Source organism: Streptomyces sp. NPDC003327, assembly GCF_053589515.1.
Window position 1 is genome coordinate 220,031 of record NZ_JBSFSA010000006.1, and the last position, 16,422, is coordinate 236,452.

The following is a 16,422-nucleotide window of genomic DNA, read 5'->3' on the forward strand; positions in this document are numbered from 1 at the left end:
ATCGACATTTACTAGGACGTCCTAGTAAATTCGGAGGCATGGACGCTGACGCCATCGAGGAAGGCCGCCGTCGCTGGCAGGCCCGTTACGATAAGGCCCGCAAGCGCGACGCCGACTTCACCACGCTCTCCGGGGACCCCGTCGAGCCGGTCTACGGGCCCCGGCCCGGGGACACGTACGAGGGGTTCGAGCGCATCGGGTGGCCGGGCGAGTACCCCTTCACCCGCGGCCTCCACCCCACCGGCTACCGCGGCCGGACCTGGACCATCCGCCAGTTCGCGGGCTTCGGCAACGCCGAGCAGACGAACGAGCGCTACAAGATGATCCTGGCCGCCGGCGGCGGCGGCCTCTCCGTCGCCTTCGACATGCCCACCCTCATGGGCCGCGACTCCGACGACCCCCGCTCCCTCGGCGAGGTCGGCCACTGCGGCGTCGCCATCGACTCCGCCGCCGACATGGAGGTCCTCTTCAAGGACATCCCGCTCGGCGACGTCACCACGTCGATGACGATCTCCGGCCCCGCCGTGCCCGTCTTCTGCATGTACCTGGTCGCCGCCGAGCGCCAGGGCGTCGACCCCGGCGTCCTCAACGGCACGCTCCAGACCGACATCTTCAAGGAGTACATCGCGCAGAAGGAGTGGCTCTTCGAGCCCGAGCCCCACCTGCGCCTCATCGGCGACCTGATGGAGCACTGCGCGGCGAACATCCCCGCGTACAAGCCGCTCTCGGTCTCCGGCTACCACATCCGCGAGGCCGGGGCCACGGCCGCGCAGGAGCTCGCCTACACCCTCGCCGACGGCTTCGGCTACGTCGAGCTGGGCCTCTCCCGCGGCCTCGACGTCGACGTCTTCGCCCCCGGCCTCTCCTTCTTCTTCGACGCGCACCTCGACTTCTTCGAGGAGATCGCGAAGTTCCGCGCCGCCCGCCGCATCTGGGCCCGCTGGATGAAGGAGGTGTACGGCGCGAAGACCGACAAGGCGCAGTGGCTCCGCTTCCACACCCAGACCGCCGGTGTCTCCCTCACCGCCCAGCAGCCCTACAACAACGTCGTGCGCACCGCGGTCGAGGCCCTCTCCGCCGTCCTCGGCGGCACCAACTCCCTCCACACCAACGCCCTCGACGAGACCCTCGCCCTCCCCAGCGAGCAGGCCGCCGAGATCGCCCTGCGCACCCAGCAGGTGCTGATGGAGGAGACCGGCGTCGCCAACGTCGCCGACCCGCTGGGCGGCTCCTGGTACGTCGAGCAGCTCACCGACCGCATCGAGGCCGACGCCGAGAAGATCTTCGACCAGATCAAGGAGCGCGGCCGCCGCGCCCACCCGGACGGGCAGCACCCCATCGGCCCGATCACCAGCGGCATCCTGCGCGGTATCGAGGACGGCTGGTTCACCGGCGAGATCGCCGAGTCCGCCTTCCGCTACCAGCAGTCCCTGGAGAAGGGCGACAAGCGGGTCGTCGGCGTCAACGTCCACCACGGCTCCGTCACCGGGGACCTGGAGATCCTGCGGGTCAGCCACGAGGTCGAGTGGGAGCAGGTCCGCGTCCTCGGCGAGCGCAAGGGCCGCCGGGACGACGCCAGGGTCCGCGCCTCCCTCGACGCGATGCTGGCGGCGGCGCGGGACGGCTCGAACATGATCGGTCCGATGCTGGAGGCCGTACGGGCCGAGGCCACGCTCGGCGAGATCTGCGACGCCCTCCGCGACGAGTGGGGCGTCTACACCGAGCCCCCGGGCTTCTAGGTCGTTTCTTTCGGATCAGGCCGGATCAGCGGCGCGGTGCCGGGCGTCGGGAGCCCGGCAAGATCCGGAAGAGACGGCCTAGCCCCCGCGAGGAACGAACACAGGGGCGGTACGGGTCTCCCCGTACCGCCCCTGCCCGCGTACGCGCAGGGCGCCGAGGTGACTTACTTCGCGGCCGTGCCGAGCACCTTCGTCGGCGTGATCCGCACCACCACCCGGACCTTCTCCGGCGGCAGCTCCAGGTACTCCTGGCCGGCGCCCTCGCCCTCGTACTGCTCCGCGAGCGCGACGGCGAGCGCCCGGCCCTCGTCCTCGACGACCGTCGCCGTGCCCCGCACCTCCGCGTACAGCAGCGAGTCGTGGCGGTCGTGCACGGTGAGGCTGACGCGCGGGTCCGCCTCGATGTTCTTGATCTTGCGGCGGCCGGCCTGGCTGGAGATCAGCAGCTCGTCGCCGTCCCGGCCGACCCACACCACCGAGGTCTGGGGGGAGCCGTCGGGCTGGATCGTGGCCAGCACGGCCGGATTGACGTCGTCGAGCAACGCGCGCACGGAGGCGCTCAGTTCCATGGTCACGCCCGCCACGCTAGCCGAGCGCGCCCACCGCGCCCAGACCGCCGACGAGGAGCGCGGAGAGCCGGCCCACCCACGCGGGGTCCACCGGCTCCGCGCTCACCAGGGAGCGGTGCACGACCGCGCCCGCCACCACGTCGAAGATCATGTCGTCGATGGCGTCCACGGTCACCGGGTCGCGGTCCGCGGGGAGTTCGCCCCGCTCCTGCGCCCGGCGCCGGCCGTCCAGGACCAGCCGCTTCTGGCGGTCGACGATCGAGGAGCGGATGCGCGCGCGCAGCGGCTCGTCGCGGGTCGACTCGGCGACCACCGCCATCAGGGCGGTCTTGGTCTCCGGGCGTTCGAGGAGGGCGGCGAACTGGAGGACGACGTGCTCGATGTCGGCCTGGAGGGAACCCAGGTCCGGCAGTTCGAGTTCGTCGAAGAGGACGGCGACGGCGTCGACCACGAGTTCGTTCTTGTTGGCCCACCGGCGGTAGAGGGTCGTCTTCGCAACCCCGGCGCGGGCGGCGACGTCCCCCATCGTGAGCTTGGACCAGCCGAGGTCGACCAGGGCGGCGCGGGTCGCCTCCAGGATGGCGGTGTCCGCCTCGGTGGAGCGGGGGCGACCGGTGCGGCTGGTGCGGGGGCTGGTGCGGCTACACATGGACGTCGACCATACCCGTCGGTAGGTGGGGGTCCAGAGGCGCGTGATGTGAGGCACTTCACCGCCGGGACCTCCCCCCGGAGCACGCGGCGCAGTTACGCTACGACTCGTAGCGAAAGGCTCTGAGCGGCCCGAGCGACAACCACAGTGCCGGGTGGGGACCCGGCGCACACCACCGGTGCGCACCAGCGGAAACGGCGCCGCGACGCACCAACGGCTCGACACGCGCCCTCGGCGGAGGGCGCGGTTCAGCCATGACGTACCGCACTCGCGCGCGGAAGGGGGAGGATGGGACCATGCAGCCCCGAAACATGTCCATGAGCGGCGTCGTCGACCTCGCCGCGGTGAAGGCGGCCGGAGAGGCCAAGGCGAAGGCGGAGCAGGCGCGCGCCGAGGCGGCCCGCCAGGGCGGGACCGCGGCCGTGCCGCCGTCCGCCCTCGTGATCGACGTCGACGAGGCGGGCTTCGAGCGCGATGTGCTCCAGCGCTCCGCCGAGGTCCCGGTCGTCCTCGACTTCTGGGCCGAGTGGTGCGAGCCCTGCAAGCAGCTCGGCCCGCTCCTTGAGCGGCTCGCCGTTGAGTACAACGGCCGCTTCCTGCTCGCGAAGATCGACGTCGACGCCAACCAGATGCTGATGCAGCAGTTCGGCATCCAGGGAATTCCGGCCGTTTTCGCGGTGGTCGCCGGCCAGGCACTGCCGCTCTTCCAGGGCGCCGTGCCCGAGGCCCAGATCCGCGAGACCCTCGACCAGCTGATCCAGATCGGCGAGGAGCGCTTCGGCCTCACCGGCATCGCCGTCGACCCGGACGCCGACGGCTCGGCCCCGGCGCCGCGCCAGGCCGGTCCGTACGACGCCCTCCTGGAGGCGGCCATGTCCGCGCTCGACGCGGGTGACCTGGCCGGCGCCGTCCAGGCGTACAAGAACGTGCTCGTCGACGACCCCGGTCACCCCGAGGCCAGGCTCGGCCTCGCCCAGGCCGAACTCCTCACCCGGGTGCAGGGCCTGGACGCGGGTGTCGTCCGCAAGAACGCCGCCGAGAACCCGGCCGACGTCTCCGCGCAGATCGCCGCCGCCGACCTCGACCTGGTGGGCGGACACGTCCAGGACGCCTTCGGCCGGCTCATCGAGACCGTGCGCCGTACGGCCGGCGAGGAGCGGGACGCGGCACGGCTGCGGCTCCTGGAGCTGTTCGAGGTGATCGGCGCCGACGACCCGCGCGTGACGGCGGCCCGTCAGGGTCTCGCCCGGGTCCTCTTCTGACCCTGTCGGGAGCCGCCTGAGGCCCGCCGGATCGTCGGACGATGTGGCGACGGAGTGACAGAACGCGGCCGCGCTTTACCAAATCTTGGTAATGCGCGGCTGCTGTTACTTGCAGTAAATCGAACCTCGGATTCTGTCCGCATTCATCCGTTCATCTCCTGATATCCCGTGCGACGGCACCCCACCCTGCGTACGCGTTCGGTGCCGCCCCGCCATGGCGCGGTTATCCACCCGTTACCAGTGAGTAACGAACCCTCTTGTGCGGGGGGCCCGAATGGACCACGATCGGCCACGCTCGGTCCGAACCGCACGAGCCCGGCGACCACCGGGATCACGGCGAGGGTCCCCACCGGGCGGACCGGCGCCCCGGCACCGGTCGTGGACAGGGGGGTTCCTGCTCCCACCGGGCAGGGCCTGTCCAATCGGGCCGCGCGCACCGCGCGGCCGTGGTTGTCGCTCGGGGGTGATCGCCGGTGATCGGGACGCACGACGTGCCGACTGATGCCTCGGCGCTCTCCTTCCCGAGGACGTAGCTCTTCTCCCATCCCGGGACGGGCCCCGGGCCCGTCCGGAGATGTACGTCCGAGAAGGAGGATTCTCATGAAGTCCCAGGTTCGTGGCGGAACCAGATGGAAGCGTTTCGCCGTCGTCATGGTCCCGAGCTTGGCCGCGACGGCTGCGATCGGTGTGGGCCTGGCGCAGGGCGCGCTCGCCGCGTCCTTCGCGATCTCCGGCCAGGAGTTCAAGGTCACGACCGACAAGCTCGAGGGCGAGGAGTTCGTCCAGTACGGCAGCGTCGCCAAGGGCAACAAGCTGGACGGCACGCCGTTCGGTGCCCCGGTCGCCGTCTCCGGCTTCGACTCGGCCAAGATCACCAACATGTGCCAGTCGGTCGTGACGCCGGTTCCGGGCCTCGGTGACATCACCCTCCGCCTGGAGGCGGGCGGCGCGGCCGCGAAGAGCGGCAAGGACGAGGACAAGGTCCTCGCCGAGGAGCTGTACCTCGACGTCTCCTACCTCGAGGCCGACGCCAAGTTCGAGAAGATCGACATCGGTGTCGCGGCGGGCAAGCTCCCGAAGTACGACGGCGGGCAGGGCATCCAGCCCGGCACCGAGGCCAAGGAGTTCGGCTTCGCCCAGCGTGCCGACAGCGTCGAGCTGACCGGGGTCAAGCAGAAGGCGTGGGCCACCACGGCCGCCACCTTCAAGCTCCCCGACCTGAAGCTGTCCCTGCACCGGGGCACCGACAAGGAGTGCTTCCAGGGCTGACCGGCCCTGAGGGTACGGGCCGCCCCGGTGGTCCGTACCCGCTCCCGGGGTCCGTCCCCGCTCCCGGGGCCTGTCCCCGCCTCTACTTTTTCTCAGCAACACCGCTTCCAGGGAGCTGTTTCCATGAGCGCCGAGATTTCCGCCTCCCGCGAAGTCCCCAAGGAGAACCGGTTCAAGGCCTGGCGGCAGACCCGGCCCTTCTGGGCGGGGCTGTTCACCATCCTCGGTGGCATTCCGATCGCCTACCTCCCGTACGGGGACATGCGACTCGGCAACATCACCCTCGCCATGAAGACGACCGCCGGAGCCGGAGCGCTGATCATCGGCGTCCTGCTCATCACGCTCGGGCTGACCATGTGGTTCCAGCCCATCGTGCGGGTCTTCGCGGGTATCGCCTCGATCGTCCTGGGCCTGGTCTCCATCCCGGTGTCGAACTTCGGCGGTTTGCTCATCGGCTTCCTGCTCGCCCTGGTCGGCGGCGGCATGTCCGTGGCCTGGGCCCCCGCCCCACCGGTCGAGGAGACCGGCGAAGCGGAGCACGACGGTGAGCCCACAGCCTACGACGAGGCCGGGTACGACTCCGGCGCCGAGACCGGGCTCGCGCTGACGGCCGGCGTCCCGGAGCAGCGCGGGGCGCAGGAGCCGGCGACCGAAACGACGATCGACGCCAACGGCGGGAGGAACAGTGCGGGGTGACGAGACTCAGTCGGCGCTCGCGAAGGGACCGCGGCACGCGGCCCCGCGCAAGACGCTGCTGAACAGGATCCAGGGCCCGGCGGGCAAGGCGATGGCGCTGGCCGCCATGCCGACCGCCGTGTTCGTGGGCATGGGCCTCGCGCCCAGTCCCGCCCTCGCCGACGAGAAGGACTTCCCCTTCGCCCCCGGCCCGTGCGTGACGCGCTCCGACGAGCCCACGCCGGAGGAGACGACCACCCCCACGGCCGAGCCGACGCGCGGCGCCGAGCCGACCGCCACCGCCACGCCGGCGGACTCCGCCACCCCGTCCGCGAACCCCTCCTCGACCACGGATCCGACCACGGCCCCGACGCCGACGGCGACCCCGTCCGCGACGGCCACCGGCGAGGCCGCCCCCCAGCAGGCCACCGGGCCGCAGGCGCCGGCCGCCACGCCGAGCCCCTCCGCCACTCCGACGCCCACCCCGTCGAAGAACCCCCTCGACCCGCTGGGCGTGGGCGACGCCCTGAAGGACCTCTTCGACGGCCCGGACGCCGAGCCGACGGCGCCGACGGCCGCGCCGACGACCGCGGCCCCGACGAGCGCGCCCACCGCCCCGAAGCCGACCACCACCGCCGGCACGACGGCGGACAAGGCGACGGACACGCCGGTGGACACGGCGGTCGACACCGTGGACAAGGCGGTCGACAGGACGAAGGCCGCCATCGAGGACGCCGCCGAGAAGGCGGGCGCCACCGTCGAGGAGCTCCCCGAGAGCGCCAAGGGCCTCGACGCCAAGAAGGACGAGGACATACCCGAGGGCGCCAAGCCCCGCTTCCCCTGCCCCGAGCCGGACCCGGCGGCCCTCGCGGCGGCCGAACTGGAGCCCGGGATCCCGCTGCTGCCGGACGCGCCCTGGCGCCTGGAGAGCACGAAGCTCACGCTGACCGGTCTGAAGTACCACGGCATCGTCGAGGTGAAGACCTACAGCGGCAAGATCAAGAAGGCGCTGAAGTTCACCGCGACCACGGTGAAGATCAAGGACCTCCACCAGCTGACGGAGCACTCCGAGGGCCGCACGGCCCACGTCCGCTCCGCCAAGGGCACGGAGTCGACCATCACCGAGGGCACGGTCACGATGTACACGGAGGAGCTGAAGGGCAACCTCTTCGGCATCATCCCCGTCACCTTCAGCCCGGCGACCCCGCCCCCGCTGGACGTCCCGCTCGCGATCTTCACGGACGTGACGGTCAAGCAGGCCGGCCAGTTCGGCGGCACCCTCCGCATCGAGGGCCTGCGGAACACGATCGAACCGAACTGACCCTCCTACGCCCGGTGGGCCGCACCCCGCGAAGGGGTGCGGCCCACCGGGCGTTCAGGAGGGTGCGGCGGCGTCAGACGCGTTCGCCGCTGCCGAGGTGGTGGACGCGGACCATGTTCGTCGTGCCGGGGACGCCGGGGGGCGAGCCGGCCGTGATGACCATGGTGTCGCCCTCGTTGTAGCGCTGGAGCTTCAGCAGGGCCGCGTCCACGAGGTCGACCATCGCGTCCGTCGTCTCGACGAACGGGGCCAGGAAGGACTCGACGCCCCAGCTCAGGGTGAGCTGGTTGCGGGTCGACTCGTCCGTCGTGAAGGCCAGGATCGGCTGGGCCGCGCGGTAGCGGGAGAGGCGGCGGGCCGTGTCGCCCGACTTGGTGAAGGCGACCAGGGCCTTGCCGTCGAGGAAGTCCGCGATCTCGCAGGCCGCGCGGGCGACGGAACCGCCCTGGGTGCGGGGCTTCTTGCCGGGGACGAGGGGCTGGAGGCCCTTGGAGAGCAGCTCCTCCTCGGCCGCGGCGACGATCTTCGACATCGTCTTGACGGTCTCGATCGGGTACGCGCCGACCGAGGACTCGGCGGAGAGCATGACCGCGTCGGCGCCGTCCAGGATCGCGTTGGCGACGTCGGAGGCCTCGGCGCGCGTCGGGCGCGAGTTGGTGATCATCGACTCCATCATCTGGGTGGCGACGATGACCGGCTTGGCGTTGCGGCGGCACATCTCGACGAGACGCTTCTGCACCATCGGGACCCGCTCCAGCGGGTACTCGACGGCGAGGTCGCCGCGGGCCACCATGACCGCGTCGAAGGCCGCGACGACGGCCTCCATGTTCTCGACGGCCTGCGGCTTCTCGACCTTGGCGATGACGGGGACGCGGCGGCCCTCCTCGTCCATCACCTTGTGGACGTCCTTGACGTCGTTGGCGTCGCGCACGAACGACAGCGCGACCATGTCGCAGCCCATGCGCAGCGCGAAGCGGAGGTCCTCGACGTCCTTCTCGGACAGGGCCGGGACGTTGACCGCCGCGCCGGGCAGGTTGATGCCCTTGTGGTCGGAGATGACGCCGCCCTCGATGACGACGGTCTTGACCCTCGGGCCGTCGACCTCGACGACCCGCAGTTCGACGTTGCCGTCGTTGATCAGGACCTGGTCGCCCTTCGAGACGTCGCCGGGCAGGCCCTTGTAGGTGGTGCCGCAGACGGACTTGTCGCCGGGGACGTCCTCGGTGGTGATGGTGAACTCGTCACCGCGCACCAGCTCGACGGGGCCCTCGGCGAAGGTCTCGAGACGGATCTTGGGGCCCTGGAGGTCGGCGAGGACACCGACGGCGCGGCCGGTGTCGGCGACCGCCCGACGGAGGCGGTCGTACCGCTCCTGGTGCTCGGCCTGGGTCCCGTGGCTCATGTTGAATCGGGCCACGTTCATGCCGGCCTCGATGAGAGCCTTCAGCTGCTCATACGAGTCGACGGCGGGGCCCAGCGTGCAGACGATTTTGGAACGGCGCATGAGGCGGATCCTATCGGTTTGTTTCACTGCGGAATATTCCGACTGGCGGAAAGTACAAATGGGCGCGGGTGCGCTCAGGCGTTCACTCCCACGGGGGTCTCCCCGAGCACCAGTGCGTAGCTCTGCCGGGCGATCTCCAGCTCCTCGTCCGTCGGCACCACCGCGACCGCCACGCGCGCGTACTCCGGCGAGATGATCCTCGCCCCGTCGGTCCGCGCGGAGTTCAGGCCCGCGTCCACCGCGAGCCCCAGCTCCTCCAGGCCCGCGATCGCAGCCTCCCGCACGGGGGCCGCGTTCTCGCCGACCCCCGCCGTGAACGCCACCGCGTCCACCCGGCCGAGCACCGCGTAGTACGCGCCGATGTACTTCTTCAGCCGGTGCACGTAGATGTCGAACGCGAGCGCCGCCCGCTCGTCGCCCTCGTCGATCCGGCGCCGGATCTCCCGCATGTCGTTGTCGCCGCAGAGCCCGACGAGACCGGACTTCTTGTTCAGCAGGACGTCCACCTCGTCCTCGTCCATGCCCGCCACCCGCTTGAGGTGGAAGGTCACGGCCGGGTCGATGTCACCGGAGCGGGTGCCCATGACCAGGCCCTCCAGCGGGGTCAGACCCATGGAGGTGTCCACGCACCGGCCGCCCCGCACCGCCGAGGCGGAGGCGCCGTTCCCGAGGTGCAGCACGATCACGTTCACCTCCTCGGGCGCCTTCCCGAGCAGCTTCGCCGTCTCCCGCGACACGTACGCGTGCGAGGTGCCGTGGAAGCCGTACCGCCGGATGCGGTGCGTGTCGGCGGTCTCGACGTCGATCGCGTACCGGGCCGCCGCCTCCGGCATGGTCGTGTGGAAGGCGGTGTCGAAGACCGCCACCTGCGGCAGGTCGGGGCGCAGCGCCGTCGCCGTCCTGATGCCGACGAGGTTCGCCGGGTTGTGCAGCGGCGCCACCGGTACCAGCCGCTCGATCTCGGCGAGCACCTCGTCGTCGACGACGGTCGGCGCGGTGAAGCGCAGTCCGCCGTGGACCACCCGGTGGCCGATCGCCGCCAGCTCGGGGGAGTCCAGTCCCAGCCCGTCCGCCGCCAGCTCCTCGGCGACCGCCGTGAGCGCCGCCCCGTGGTCCGCGATCGGGCCGGTCCGCTCGCGCCTCCCGCCGCCGTCGAGCAGCGGGGTGTGCACGAGCCGCGAGGTCTCCTCGCCGATCCGCTCCACCAGGCCGGCGGCGAGCCGCGAGCCGTCCGTCATGTCGAGCAGCTGGTACTTCACCGACGACGATCCGGAGTTGAGGACGAGGACGCGGCTGGGCGTCGCGGTCGTCGAGGTCGTCGCGGTCGTACGGGACGTCATGCGGGAAGCTCCTGACCCTGGGGGGCGGCGGTCGGGGTGGGGACCTGGGACTGGATCGCCGTGATGGCGACCGTGTTGACGATGTCGCTGACGAGCGCGCCGCGCGAGAGGTCGTTCACCGGCTTGCGCAGACCCTGGAGGACGGGCCCGACGGCCACGGCGCCGGCCGAGCGCTGCACGGCCTTGTACGTGTTGTTGCCCGTGTTCAGGTCGGGGAAGATCAGCACGGTGGCCTGCCCGGCGACCTCCGAGTCCGGCAGCTTGGTCGCGGCGACCGACGGCTCGACGGCCGCGTCGTACTGGATGGGCCCCTCGATCCGCAGGTGCGGCGCCGACTCCCGTACGAGCTTGGTCGCCTCCCGCACCTTGTCCACGTCGGCGCCGGAGCCGGACGTCCCCGTCGAGTACGACAGCATCGCGATCCGCGGGTCGACGCCGAACCGGGCCGCGGTGGCCGCCGACTGGACGGCGATGTCGGCGAGCTGCTCGGCGTTCGGGTCCGGGTTGACCGCGCAGTCGCCGTACACGAGCACCTTGTCGGCGAGGCACATGAAGAAGACGGAGGAGACGATCGAGGCGTCCGGCTTCGTCTTGATGATCTCGAAGGCGGGCCGGATCGTCGCCGCCGTGGAGTGCACCGAGCCGGACACCATGCCGTCGGCGAGGCCCTCCTGCACCATCAGCGTGCCGAAGTAGTTCACGTCCGAGACGACGTCGTACGCCAGCTCGACGGTGACGCCCTTGTGGGCGCGGAGCGCCGCGTACTTCTCCGCGAAGGCGTCCCGGAGCTCCGAGGTCCGGGGGTCGATCAGCTGGGTGTCGCGCAGCTCGACGCTCAGGTCGGCGGCCTTCTTGCGGATCGTCTCGACGTCACCGAGCAGCGTCAGGTCGCAGACGTCCCGGCGGATCAGCACGTCGGCGGCGCGCAGCACCCGCTCCTCCGTGCCCTCCGGGAGCACCACCCGGCGCCGGTCGGCCCGCGCCTGTTCGAGCAGCTCGTGCTCGAACATCATCGGGGTGACCCGGCCGCTGCGGGCGACCGAGACCCGCTTCAGGAGGTCGGCGGTGTCCACGTGCCGCTCGAAGAGGCCGAGGGCGGTCTCCGCCTTCCGCGGGGTGGCCGCGTTCAGCTTGCCTTCGAGGGCGAAGAGTTCGGCGGCGGTCGGGAAGCTGTTGCCCGGTACGGAGATGACGGGCGTGCCGGGCGCCAGTCGGGCCGCCAGGGTGAGGATCTCCGCGGGCGGCCGCTCGTCGAGGGTGAGCAGCACGCCGGCGATCGGCGGGGTGCCGGCCGAGTGCGCGGCCAGCGCGCCGACGACCAGGTCGGCCCGGTCGCCCGGGGTGACGACGAGGCAGCCGGGGGTCAGGGCGTTCAGGAAGTTCGGCAGCATCGCGCCGCCGAAGACGAAGTCCAGGGCGTCGCGCGCGAGCCCCGCGTCGTCGCCGAGGACCACGGAGGCGCCGAGCGCGTGGGTGATCTGGGCGACCGTCGGCGCGGCGAGCGCCGGCTCGTCGGGGAGGACGTAGCAGGGCACGGGCAGCCGGGCCGCGAGCCGCTCGGCGATGGCGTCCCGGTCCTCGGCGGCCACCCGGTTGACGACCATCGCCAGCACGTCGCAGCCGAGCCCGTCGTACGCCCGGAAGGCGTTGCGCGCCTCGGCCCGTACGGACTCCGAGGGCTGGCCCTTGCCGCCGACCACGGGGATGACGGACGCGCCGAACTCGTTGGCCAGCCGGGCGTTGAGCGCGAGCTCGTCGGGCAGCTGGGTGGCGGCGAAGTCCGTGCCGAGGACGAGCACCACCTCGTAGTCGCGGGCGACCGCGTGGAACCGGTCGACGAGCCGCGAGACCAGCTCGTCGGTGCCCCGCTCCGCCTGGAGGGCCGAGGCCTCGTGGTAGTCCATGCCGTAGCCGGTCGAGGCGTCCTGCGAGAGCCGGTAGCGGGACCGCAGCAGGTCGAAGAGGCGGTCGGGACCGTCGTGCACGAGCGGCCGGAACACCCCCACGCGGTCCACCTGGCGGGTGAGGAGCTCCATGACTCCCAGCTCGACGACCTGGCGGCCGTCCCCCCGGTCGATCCCGGTCACGTACACGCTGCGCGTCACGCCGTGGTCTCCTGTCCAGTCCTGCGTAGCGGGGCCCGAAACGGGGCGGGGCGGGCGACACCCTCGCGGCCCGTGCGTCAATCGCCGGTGCGCAAAAGACACCGATAGGGCGGCATTACCCCCTTGACAATACCCCCGTGGCTGGTTAGGTCGCCCGCCGGACAAAGGTCCCGTTTCCCCGGGACACAAGGCCTCCGAGGGCCCCCGGGGAGTGACGCGCGGAGCCTCGGCGAGCGCTGCCGCCGTGCCCGGCGTGTGAGAATTGCGGTGGCTCACACGGAACGCGACCGAGCAGGAGACACAGCACGATGCGCATCGGAGTTCTCACCGCAGGCGGCGACTGCCCCGGCCTGAACGCAGTGATCCGGTCGGTCGTGCACCGGGCGGTCACGCACTACGGCGACGAGGTCATCGGCTTCGAGGACGGCTACGCGGGCCTCCTCGACGGCCGCTACCGGCCCCTCGACCTGAACGCCGTCAGCGGCATCCTCGCCCGCGGCGGCACCATCCTCGGCTCCTCCCGCCTGGAGCGCGACCGCTTCCGCGCCGCCTGCGACAACGCCAAGGAGCTCGTCGAGAAGAGCGGCTTCGACGCCCTCATCCCCATCGGCGGCGAGGGCACCCTCACCGCCGCCCGGATGCTCTCCGAGGCGGGCGTCCCCGCCGTCGGCGTCCCCAAGACCATCGACAACGACATCTCCTCCACCGACCGCACCTTCGGCTTCGACACCGCCGTGGGCGTCGCCACCGAGGCGATGGACCGCCTCAAGACCACCGCCGAGTCGCACCAGCGCGTGATGGTCGTCGAGGTCATGGGCCGGCACGCCGGCTGGATCGCCCTGGAGTCCGGCATGGCCGCCGGCGCCCACGGCATCTGCCTGCCGGAGCGCCCCTTCGACCCGTCCGACCTGGTCAAGATGGTCGAGGAGAGGTTCGCCCGCGGCAAGAAGTTCGCCGTCATCTGCGTCGCCGAGGGCGCGCACCCCGCCGAGGGCACGATGGACTACGGCAAGGGCGCCATCGACCAGTTCGGCCACGAGCGCTTCCAGGGCATCGGCACGGCCCTCGCGTACGAGCTGGAGCGGCGCCTCGGCAAGGAGGCCCGCCCGGTCATTCTCGGCCACGTCCAGCGCGGTGGCGTGCCGACCGCGTACGACCGGGTGCTCGCCACCCGCTTCGGCTGGCACGCGGTCGAGGCCGCGCACCGCGGCGAGTTCGGCCGGATGACCGCGCTGCGCGGCACGGACGTCGAGATGGTGCCGCTGGCCGAGGCCGTGACGCGGTTGAAGACGGTGCCGGAGAACCGGATGCGCGAGGCCGAGTCGGTCTTCTAGACCGCGACGACCGGAGTGGCCCCGACCGTCCCCCCGTGGACGGTCGGGGCCACTGCGCTGTGCGCGGCGGAAAGGCCACATCCGAGTCTTGAGCCCGGCGGCGCGATCTACAAGGCTGGAGCCTTGTCCCGGACATGTCCCAACCCCGTCCGGCGGACGCAGGGCAAGGGCAGAGAGGGGAACAGGGCATGACCTCGCCGCACCGGGCGCCGGACCCGAGGGAGGCGCGGACCTCCGCCGACTTCCTCGCCCTGCTCCAGTCCCTCAAGGACTGGTCGGGCCTGACCTACCGCGAACTCTCGGCCCGCGCGGAGGCGCTGGGCGAGGTCCTGCCCCGCTCCACCGTCGCGAACATGCTGTCCCGCGCCACCGTGCCCCGCGAGGAGCTGCTCACCACCTTCGTGCGTGCCTGCGGCCTTCCCCCGGACGCCGTCGCGGACTGGCAGGAGGTACGGAAGGAGCTGGCGGTACGGGGCGCGTACGAGCCCCCGGCCACGGAACCGGCCGCTCTGCGGGAGCCGGACGAGCGGGAGCCGGAGGAGAGGGAGCCGGAGGAGCGGGCGCCGGAGCCGGAGGTCGCGTCGGAGGAGCCGGAGGTCGCGCCGGGGGCTCCGGAGTCGGGGGCGCCGGTCGCGCCGGGGGCTCCGGAGCCGGCCGCGAGACGGGGGCGGGCCACCCGGGCCTCCGTACGGCGCGGGCTCGTCACCGGGACCGCGATCGCCGGACTCGTCCTCGCCGGGTTCAGCGTCGTGGCGTTCCTCAGGGACGGGAACGGCACGCGGCCGCCCCGTACCGCCCCGGCCGCGCCCACGGAGCCCGTCGCACCCGCCGCAGGGGACGTACGCATCCGGGTCGTCGCCTCGGGCCTCTGCCTCGGCGAGCGGCGCGGGACGCGCAGCGGGCAGATCCACCAGCTGTCCTGCGCCGAGACGGGCGTACCGCACTACGCGCTCGAACCGGCGGGCGGCGGGCGGTGGCGAATCCTGTCCGACCATCCCGACTACGGCCCCGGCTGCTCCGGCATCCCCTCCGGCGGCCGCATACCCGGCGCCGCCTACGAGGACTCGGAGTGCGGCGACCCCAGCAGGATCGAGACCTTCACCCTGGAGCCGTACGGCACCCCCGTCACCGGCTACCGGATCGTCCCGCACGGCGCCGCGACCCCCGGCACCTGCGTCACCGTGACGGGCGACCGCTCCGCCCCCTGGTCCCCGCTGGCCCAGGCGCCCTGCACCCCCGACGCCGCCGGCCAGCTCTTCGGCTTCGACCGCCGGACCGGGGACGCGGCCGGGGCCGGGACGGGGGCCGGGTGAACGAGTTCCGCGTCGGGCTGCCGACCTACGGCCGGAGACCGCGCGTGCGGCGGCTGCCGCCCCTCGCGGTCCGGGTCCGGTGGCGGGGTCTGCGCTCGTTCTTCCTCCTCCGGTTCCTCCTCGCGCTGCCCGAGGACCCCTTCGAAGCCCTCTCCGCCCTCCTGGACCCGGCGCGGCAGGCCCTGCGGCTCCTCCTCCGGCTCCTCGCCGGGCCCGGCATGCGCGGTGGCTGGGACAGCGACGCGGGACGGCTGGTCCTCGCGGTCCACGGGGCGTACTGGGTCAGGGACGCGGTGCGCGCGGAGGAGGCGGCCTGCCTGCTCGTCGTGGACGACGGCGGGGTCGCCGTCCGGGCCCCCTGGCAGGACGCGGCCGACGCGGTGTCGTGCCCGCACGCGGGCGTGCGGGTCACCCCCTGGCCGCGCCGGCTGCGCCGCCGCGTGGACGTCGCCTGCGCGGACGGCTCCTGGCTGACCGTCCGCGCCTCCGGCGCCGGGGCGGCCGACCGGCTCCGCGCGCGGCTCTCCGCCTAGCGCGGCTGCCTGCCTGGCGCGGCTCTCCGCCCGGCGCGGCTCCCCGGCCGCGGCACGCGGGCCCCTCAGGCGGCCTCCACCAGACGGGCCCTGAGGGCCGTCACCGCCGTCGGGTCGAGGCCGACCGGGCCCGTCGCGTAGGCGTCGAGGGAGCCGTGGCGGGCGCGGAGGTCCGCGAGGACCAGGCGCATGATCTCGGCGGGGGCGCGGCCGTAGCCGGGCCAGCGGAGTTCGCCGCCCGGGTGGGCGGCGTGCCAGTCGGCGATGAGCCGTTCCGTGGCCAGTTCCGTGAGGGCGAAGTCGGCGAGGATGTCCTCGTCCGGGACGTCGAGCAGGCCGAGGACGAGCGCCGCGAGCAGTCCCGTACGGTCCTTGCCGGCGGCGCAGTGGAAGACGAGCGGCCCGTCGGCGGCCGCGATCACCTCCAGGGCCTGCCGCAGTTCGGCCACCCCGTCCTCCGCGACCTCGGCGAACCGGTCGGCGAGGTAGCGCCAGGGGTCGAGGTCCGGGTCGATCAGCGTCTGGTCGTACGGCCGGTGCTCGATCGACAGGTTGTGCCAGGCGATCGACGTCTCCGACTCGGGGAGGCGGCCCTTGGCCTCGATCTCCCACGGGTAGCGCAGGTCGATCACGGTGGTGACCTTCAGCTCGCGGAAGCGGTCGAGGTCCTCGCCGGCGAGCTTGGAGAGGGAGTCGGAGCGGTAGAGGGTCTCCCACCGCACGGTCCCGCCGTCGGCGGTCCGGTAACCGCCCATGTCGCGGAAGTTGTGGAGCCGGTCGAACGGTATGTGTCGTCGCATGCCGACACG

At 72.3% G+C, this 16,422-nt stretch carries 14 protein-coding genes; 8 read left to right on the forward strand and 6 right to left on the reverse strand.

The annotated features are described in order from the left end of the window. The first annotated feature begins 38 nt into the window (after window positions 1-38). On the forward strand, window positions 39-1,739 hold the full coding sequence (locus tag ACWDVG_RS08335) for an acyl-CoA mutase large subunit family protein (RefSeq protein WP_451697362.1): 1,701 nt from the start codon (window positions 39-41) through the stop codon (window positions 1,737-1,739). A 164-nt stretch (window positions 1,740-1,903) separates the two neighbouring features. Here ACWDVG_RS08335 and ACWDVG_RS08340 read toward each other — a convergent pair whose 3' ends face one another. After that, window positions 1,904-2,308 carry a PPOX class F420-dependent oxidoreductase gene (locus ACWDVG_RS08340; protein WP_451697423.1) on the reverse strand — a complete coding sequence of 135 codons (405 nt, stop codon included), beginning with the start codon at window positions 2,306-2,308 and terminating at the stop codon, window positions 1,904-1,906. 16 nt (window positions 2,309-2,324) lie between these two features. After that, window positions 2,325-2,957 carry a TetR/AcrR family transcriptional regulator gene (locus ACWDVG_RS08345; protein ID WP_451697364.1) on the reverse strand — a complete coding sequence of 211 codons (633 nt, stop codon included), beginning with the start codon at window positions 2,955-2,957 and terminating at the stop codon, window positions 2,325-2,327. Between the two features lie 296 nt (window positions 2,958-3,253). On the opposite strand from ACWDVG_RS08345, the gene ACWDVG_RS08350 reads away from it, so the two are divergent. From ACWDVG_RS08350 to ACWDVG_RS08365, 4 genes are all read left to right on the forward strand, one after another. After that, window positions 3,254-4,219, forward strand: coding sequence for a tetratricopeptide repeat protein (locus ACWDVG_RS08350; RefSeq protein WP_451697365.1), 966 nt, complete (start codon window positions 3,254-3,256; stop codon window positions 4,217-4,219). A 600-nt stretch (window positions 4,220-4,819) separates the two neighbouring features. Then, entirely contained in the window at window positions 4,820-5,488 is a 669-nt protein-coding gene (locus ACWDVG_RS08355; RefSeq protein ID WP_451697367.1) for a DUF6230 family protein, read from the forward strand. A gap of 123 nt (window positions 5,489-5,611) precedes the next feature. Next, window positions 5,612-6,184, forward strand: a complete 573-nt coding sequence (locus ACWDVG_RS08360; protein ID WP_451697368.1) for a DUF6114 domain-containing protein — start codon at window positions 5,612-5,614, stop codon at window positions 6,182-6,184. Further along, window positions 6,174-7,484, forward strand: a complete 1,311-nt coding sequence (locus tag ACWDVG_RS08365; protein WP_451697369.1) for a hypothetical protein — start codon at window positions 6,174-6,176, stop codon at window positions 7,482-7,484. The genes ACWDVG_RS08360 and ACWDVG_RS08365 overlap by 11 nt, the downstream gene beginning before the upstream one ends. A gap of 73 nt (window positions 7,485-7,557) precedes the next feature. Here ACWDVG_RS08365 and pyk read toward each other — a convergent pair whose 3' ends face one another. The 3 genes from pyk to pta form a co-directional block, all read right to left on the reverse strand. Then, on the reverse strand, window positions 7,558-8,988 hold the full coding sequence (pyk, locus tag ACWDVG_RS08370) for a pyruvate kinase (protein ID WP_451697371.1): 1,431 nt from the start codon (window positions 8,986-8,988) through the stop codon (window positions 7,558-7,560). A gap of 74 nt (window positions 8,989-9,062) precedes the next feature. Beyond that, window positions 9,063-10,328 (reverse strand): acetate kinase, encoded by a 1,266-nt coding sequence (locus ACWDVG_RS08375; RefSeq protein ID WP_451697372.1) that lies wholly within the window; start codon window positions 10,326-10,328, stop codon window positions 9,063-9,065. After that, a complete protein-coding gene (gene pta / locus ACWDVG_RS08380; protein ID WP_451697373.1) occupies window positions 10,325-12,433 on the reverse strand; it encodes a phosphate acetyltransferase in 2,109 nt (702 codons plus the stop codon). The genes ACWDVG_RS08375 and pta overlap by 4 nt, the downstream gene beginning before the upstream one ends. A gap of 308 nt (window positions 12,434-12,741) precedes the next feature. Here pta and ACWDVG_RS08385 point away from each other — a divergent pair, with 308 nt between their 5' ends. The 3 genes from ACWDVG_RS08385 (at window position 12,742) to ACWDVG_RS08395 (ending at window position 15,613) form a co-directional block, all read left to right on the forward strand. After that, window positions 12,742-13,767: an ATP-dependent 6-phosphofructokinase gene (locus tag ACWDVG_RS08385; protein ID WP_451697375.1), complete on the forward strand. Its 1,026-nt coding sequence runs from the start codon at window positions 12,742-12,744 to the stop codon at window positions 13,765-13,767. 188 nt (window positions 13,768-13,955) lie between these two features. After that, window positions 13,956-15,080, forward strand: a complete 1,125-nt coding sequence (locus ACWDVG_RS08390; RefSeq protein WP_451697377.1) for an RICIN domain-containing protein — start codon at window positions 13,956-13,958, stop codon at window positions 15,078-15,080. Continuing rightward, the gene (locus ACWDVG_RS08395; protein ID WP_451697379.1) at window positions 15,077-15,613 is read left to right on the forward strand and encodes a hypothetical protein; all 537 of its coding nucleotides are present in this window, start codon (window positions 15,077-15,079) and stop codon (window positions 15,611-15,613) included. The genes ACWDVG_RS08390 and ACWDVG_RS08395 overlap by 4 nt, the downstream gene beginning before the upstream one ends. Before the next feature lie 65 nt (window positions 15,614-15,678). On the opposite strand, the gene ACWDVG_RS08400 is transcribed toward ACWDVG_RS08395, so the two are convergent. Further along, on the reverse strand, window positions 15,679-16,413 hold the full coding sequence (locus tag ACWDVG_RS08400) for a tyrosine-protein phosphatase (RefSeq protein ID WP_451697381.1): 735 nt from the start codon (window positions 16,411-16,413) through the stop codon (window positions 15,679-15,681). Between the last annotated feature and the right edge of the window lie 9 nt (window positions 16,414-16,422).

Excerpts from the sequence above, each read along its gene's own strand:
- ACWDVG_RS08335 (WP_451697362.1), top strand. The coding sequence starts at position 39 with ATGGACGCTGACGCCATCGAGGAAGGCCGCCGTCGCTGGCAGGCCCGT.
- ACWDVG_RS08340 (WP_451697423.1), bottom strand. The coding sequence starts at position 2,308 with ATGGAACTGAGCGCCTCCGTGCGCGCGTTGCTCGACGACGTCAATCCG.
- ACWDVG_RS08345 (WP_451697364.1), bottom strand. The coding sequence starts at position 2,957 with ATGTGTAGCCGCACCAGCCCCCGCACCAGCCGCACCGGTCGCCCCCGC.
- ACWDVG_RS08385 (WP_451697375.1), top strand. The coding sequence starts at position 12,742 with ATGCGCATCGGAGTTCTCACCGCAGGCGGCGACTGCCCCGGCCTGAAC.
- ACWDVG_RS08360 (WP_451697368.1), top strand. The coding sequence starts at position 5,612 with ATGAGCGCCGAGATTTCCGCCTCCCGCGAAGTCCCCAAGGAGAACCGG.
- ACWDVG_RS08375 (WP_451697372.1), bottom strand. The coding sequence starts at position 10,328 with ATGACGTCCCGTACGACCGCGACGACCTCGACGACCGCGACGCCCAGC.
- ACWDVG_RS08400 (WP_451697381.1), bottom strand. The coding sequence starts at position 16,413 with ATGCGACGACACATACCGTTCGACCGGCTCCACAACTTCCGCGACATG.
- ACWDVG_RS08390 (WP_451697377.1), top strand. The coding sequence starts at position 13,956 with ATGACCTCGCCGCACCGGGCGCCGGACCCGAGGGAGGCGCGGACCTCC.
- ACWDVG_RS08355 (WP_451697367.1), top strand. The coding sequence starts at position 4,820 with ATGAAGTCCCAGGTTCGTGGCGGAACCAGATGGAAGCGTTTCGCCGTC.
- pyk (WP_451697371.1), bottom strand. The coding sequence starts at position 8,988 with ATGCGCCGTTCCAAAATCGTCTGCACGCTGGGCCCCGCCGTCGACTCG.
- ACWDVG_RS08350 (WP_451697365.1), top strand. The coding sequence starts at position 3,254 with ATGCAGCCCCGAAACATGTCCATGAGCGGCGTCGTCGACCTCGCCGCG.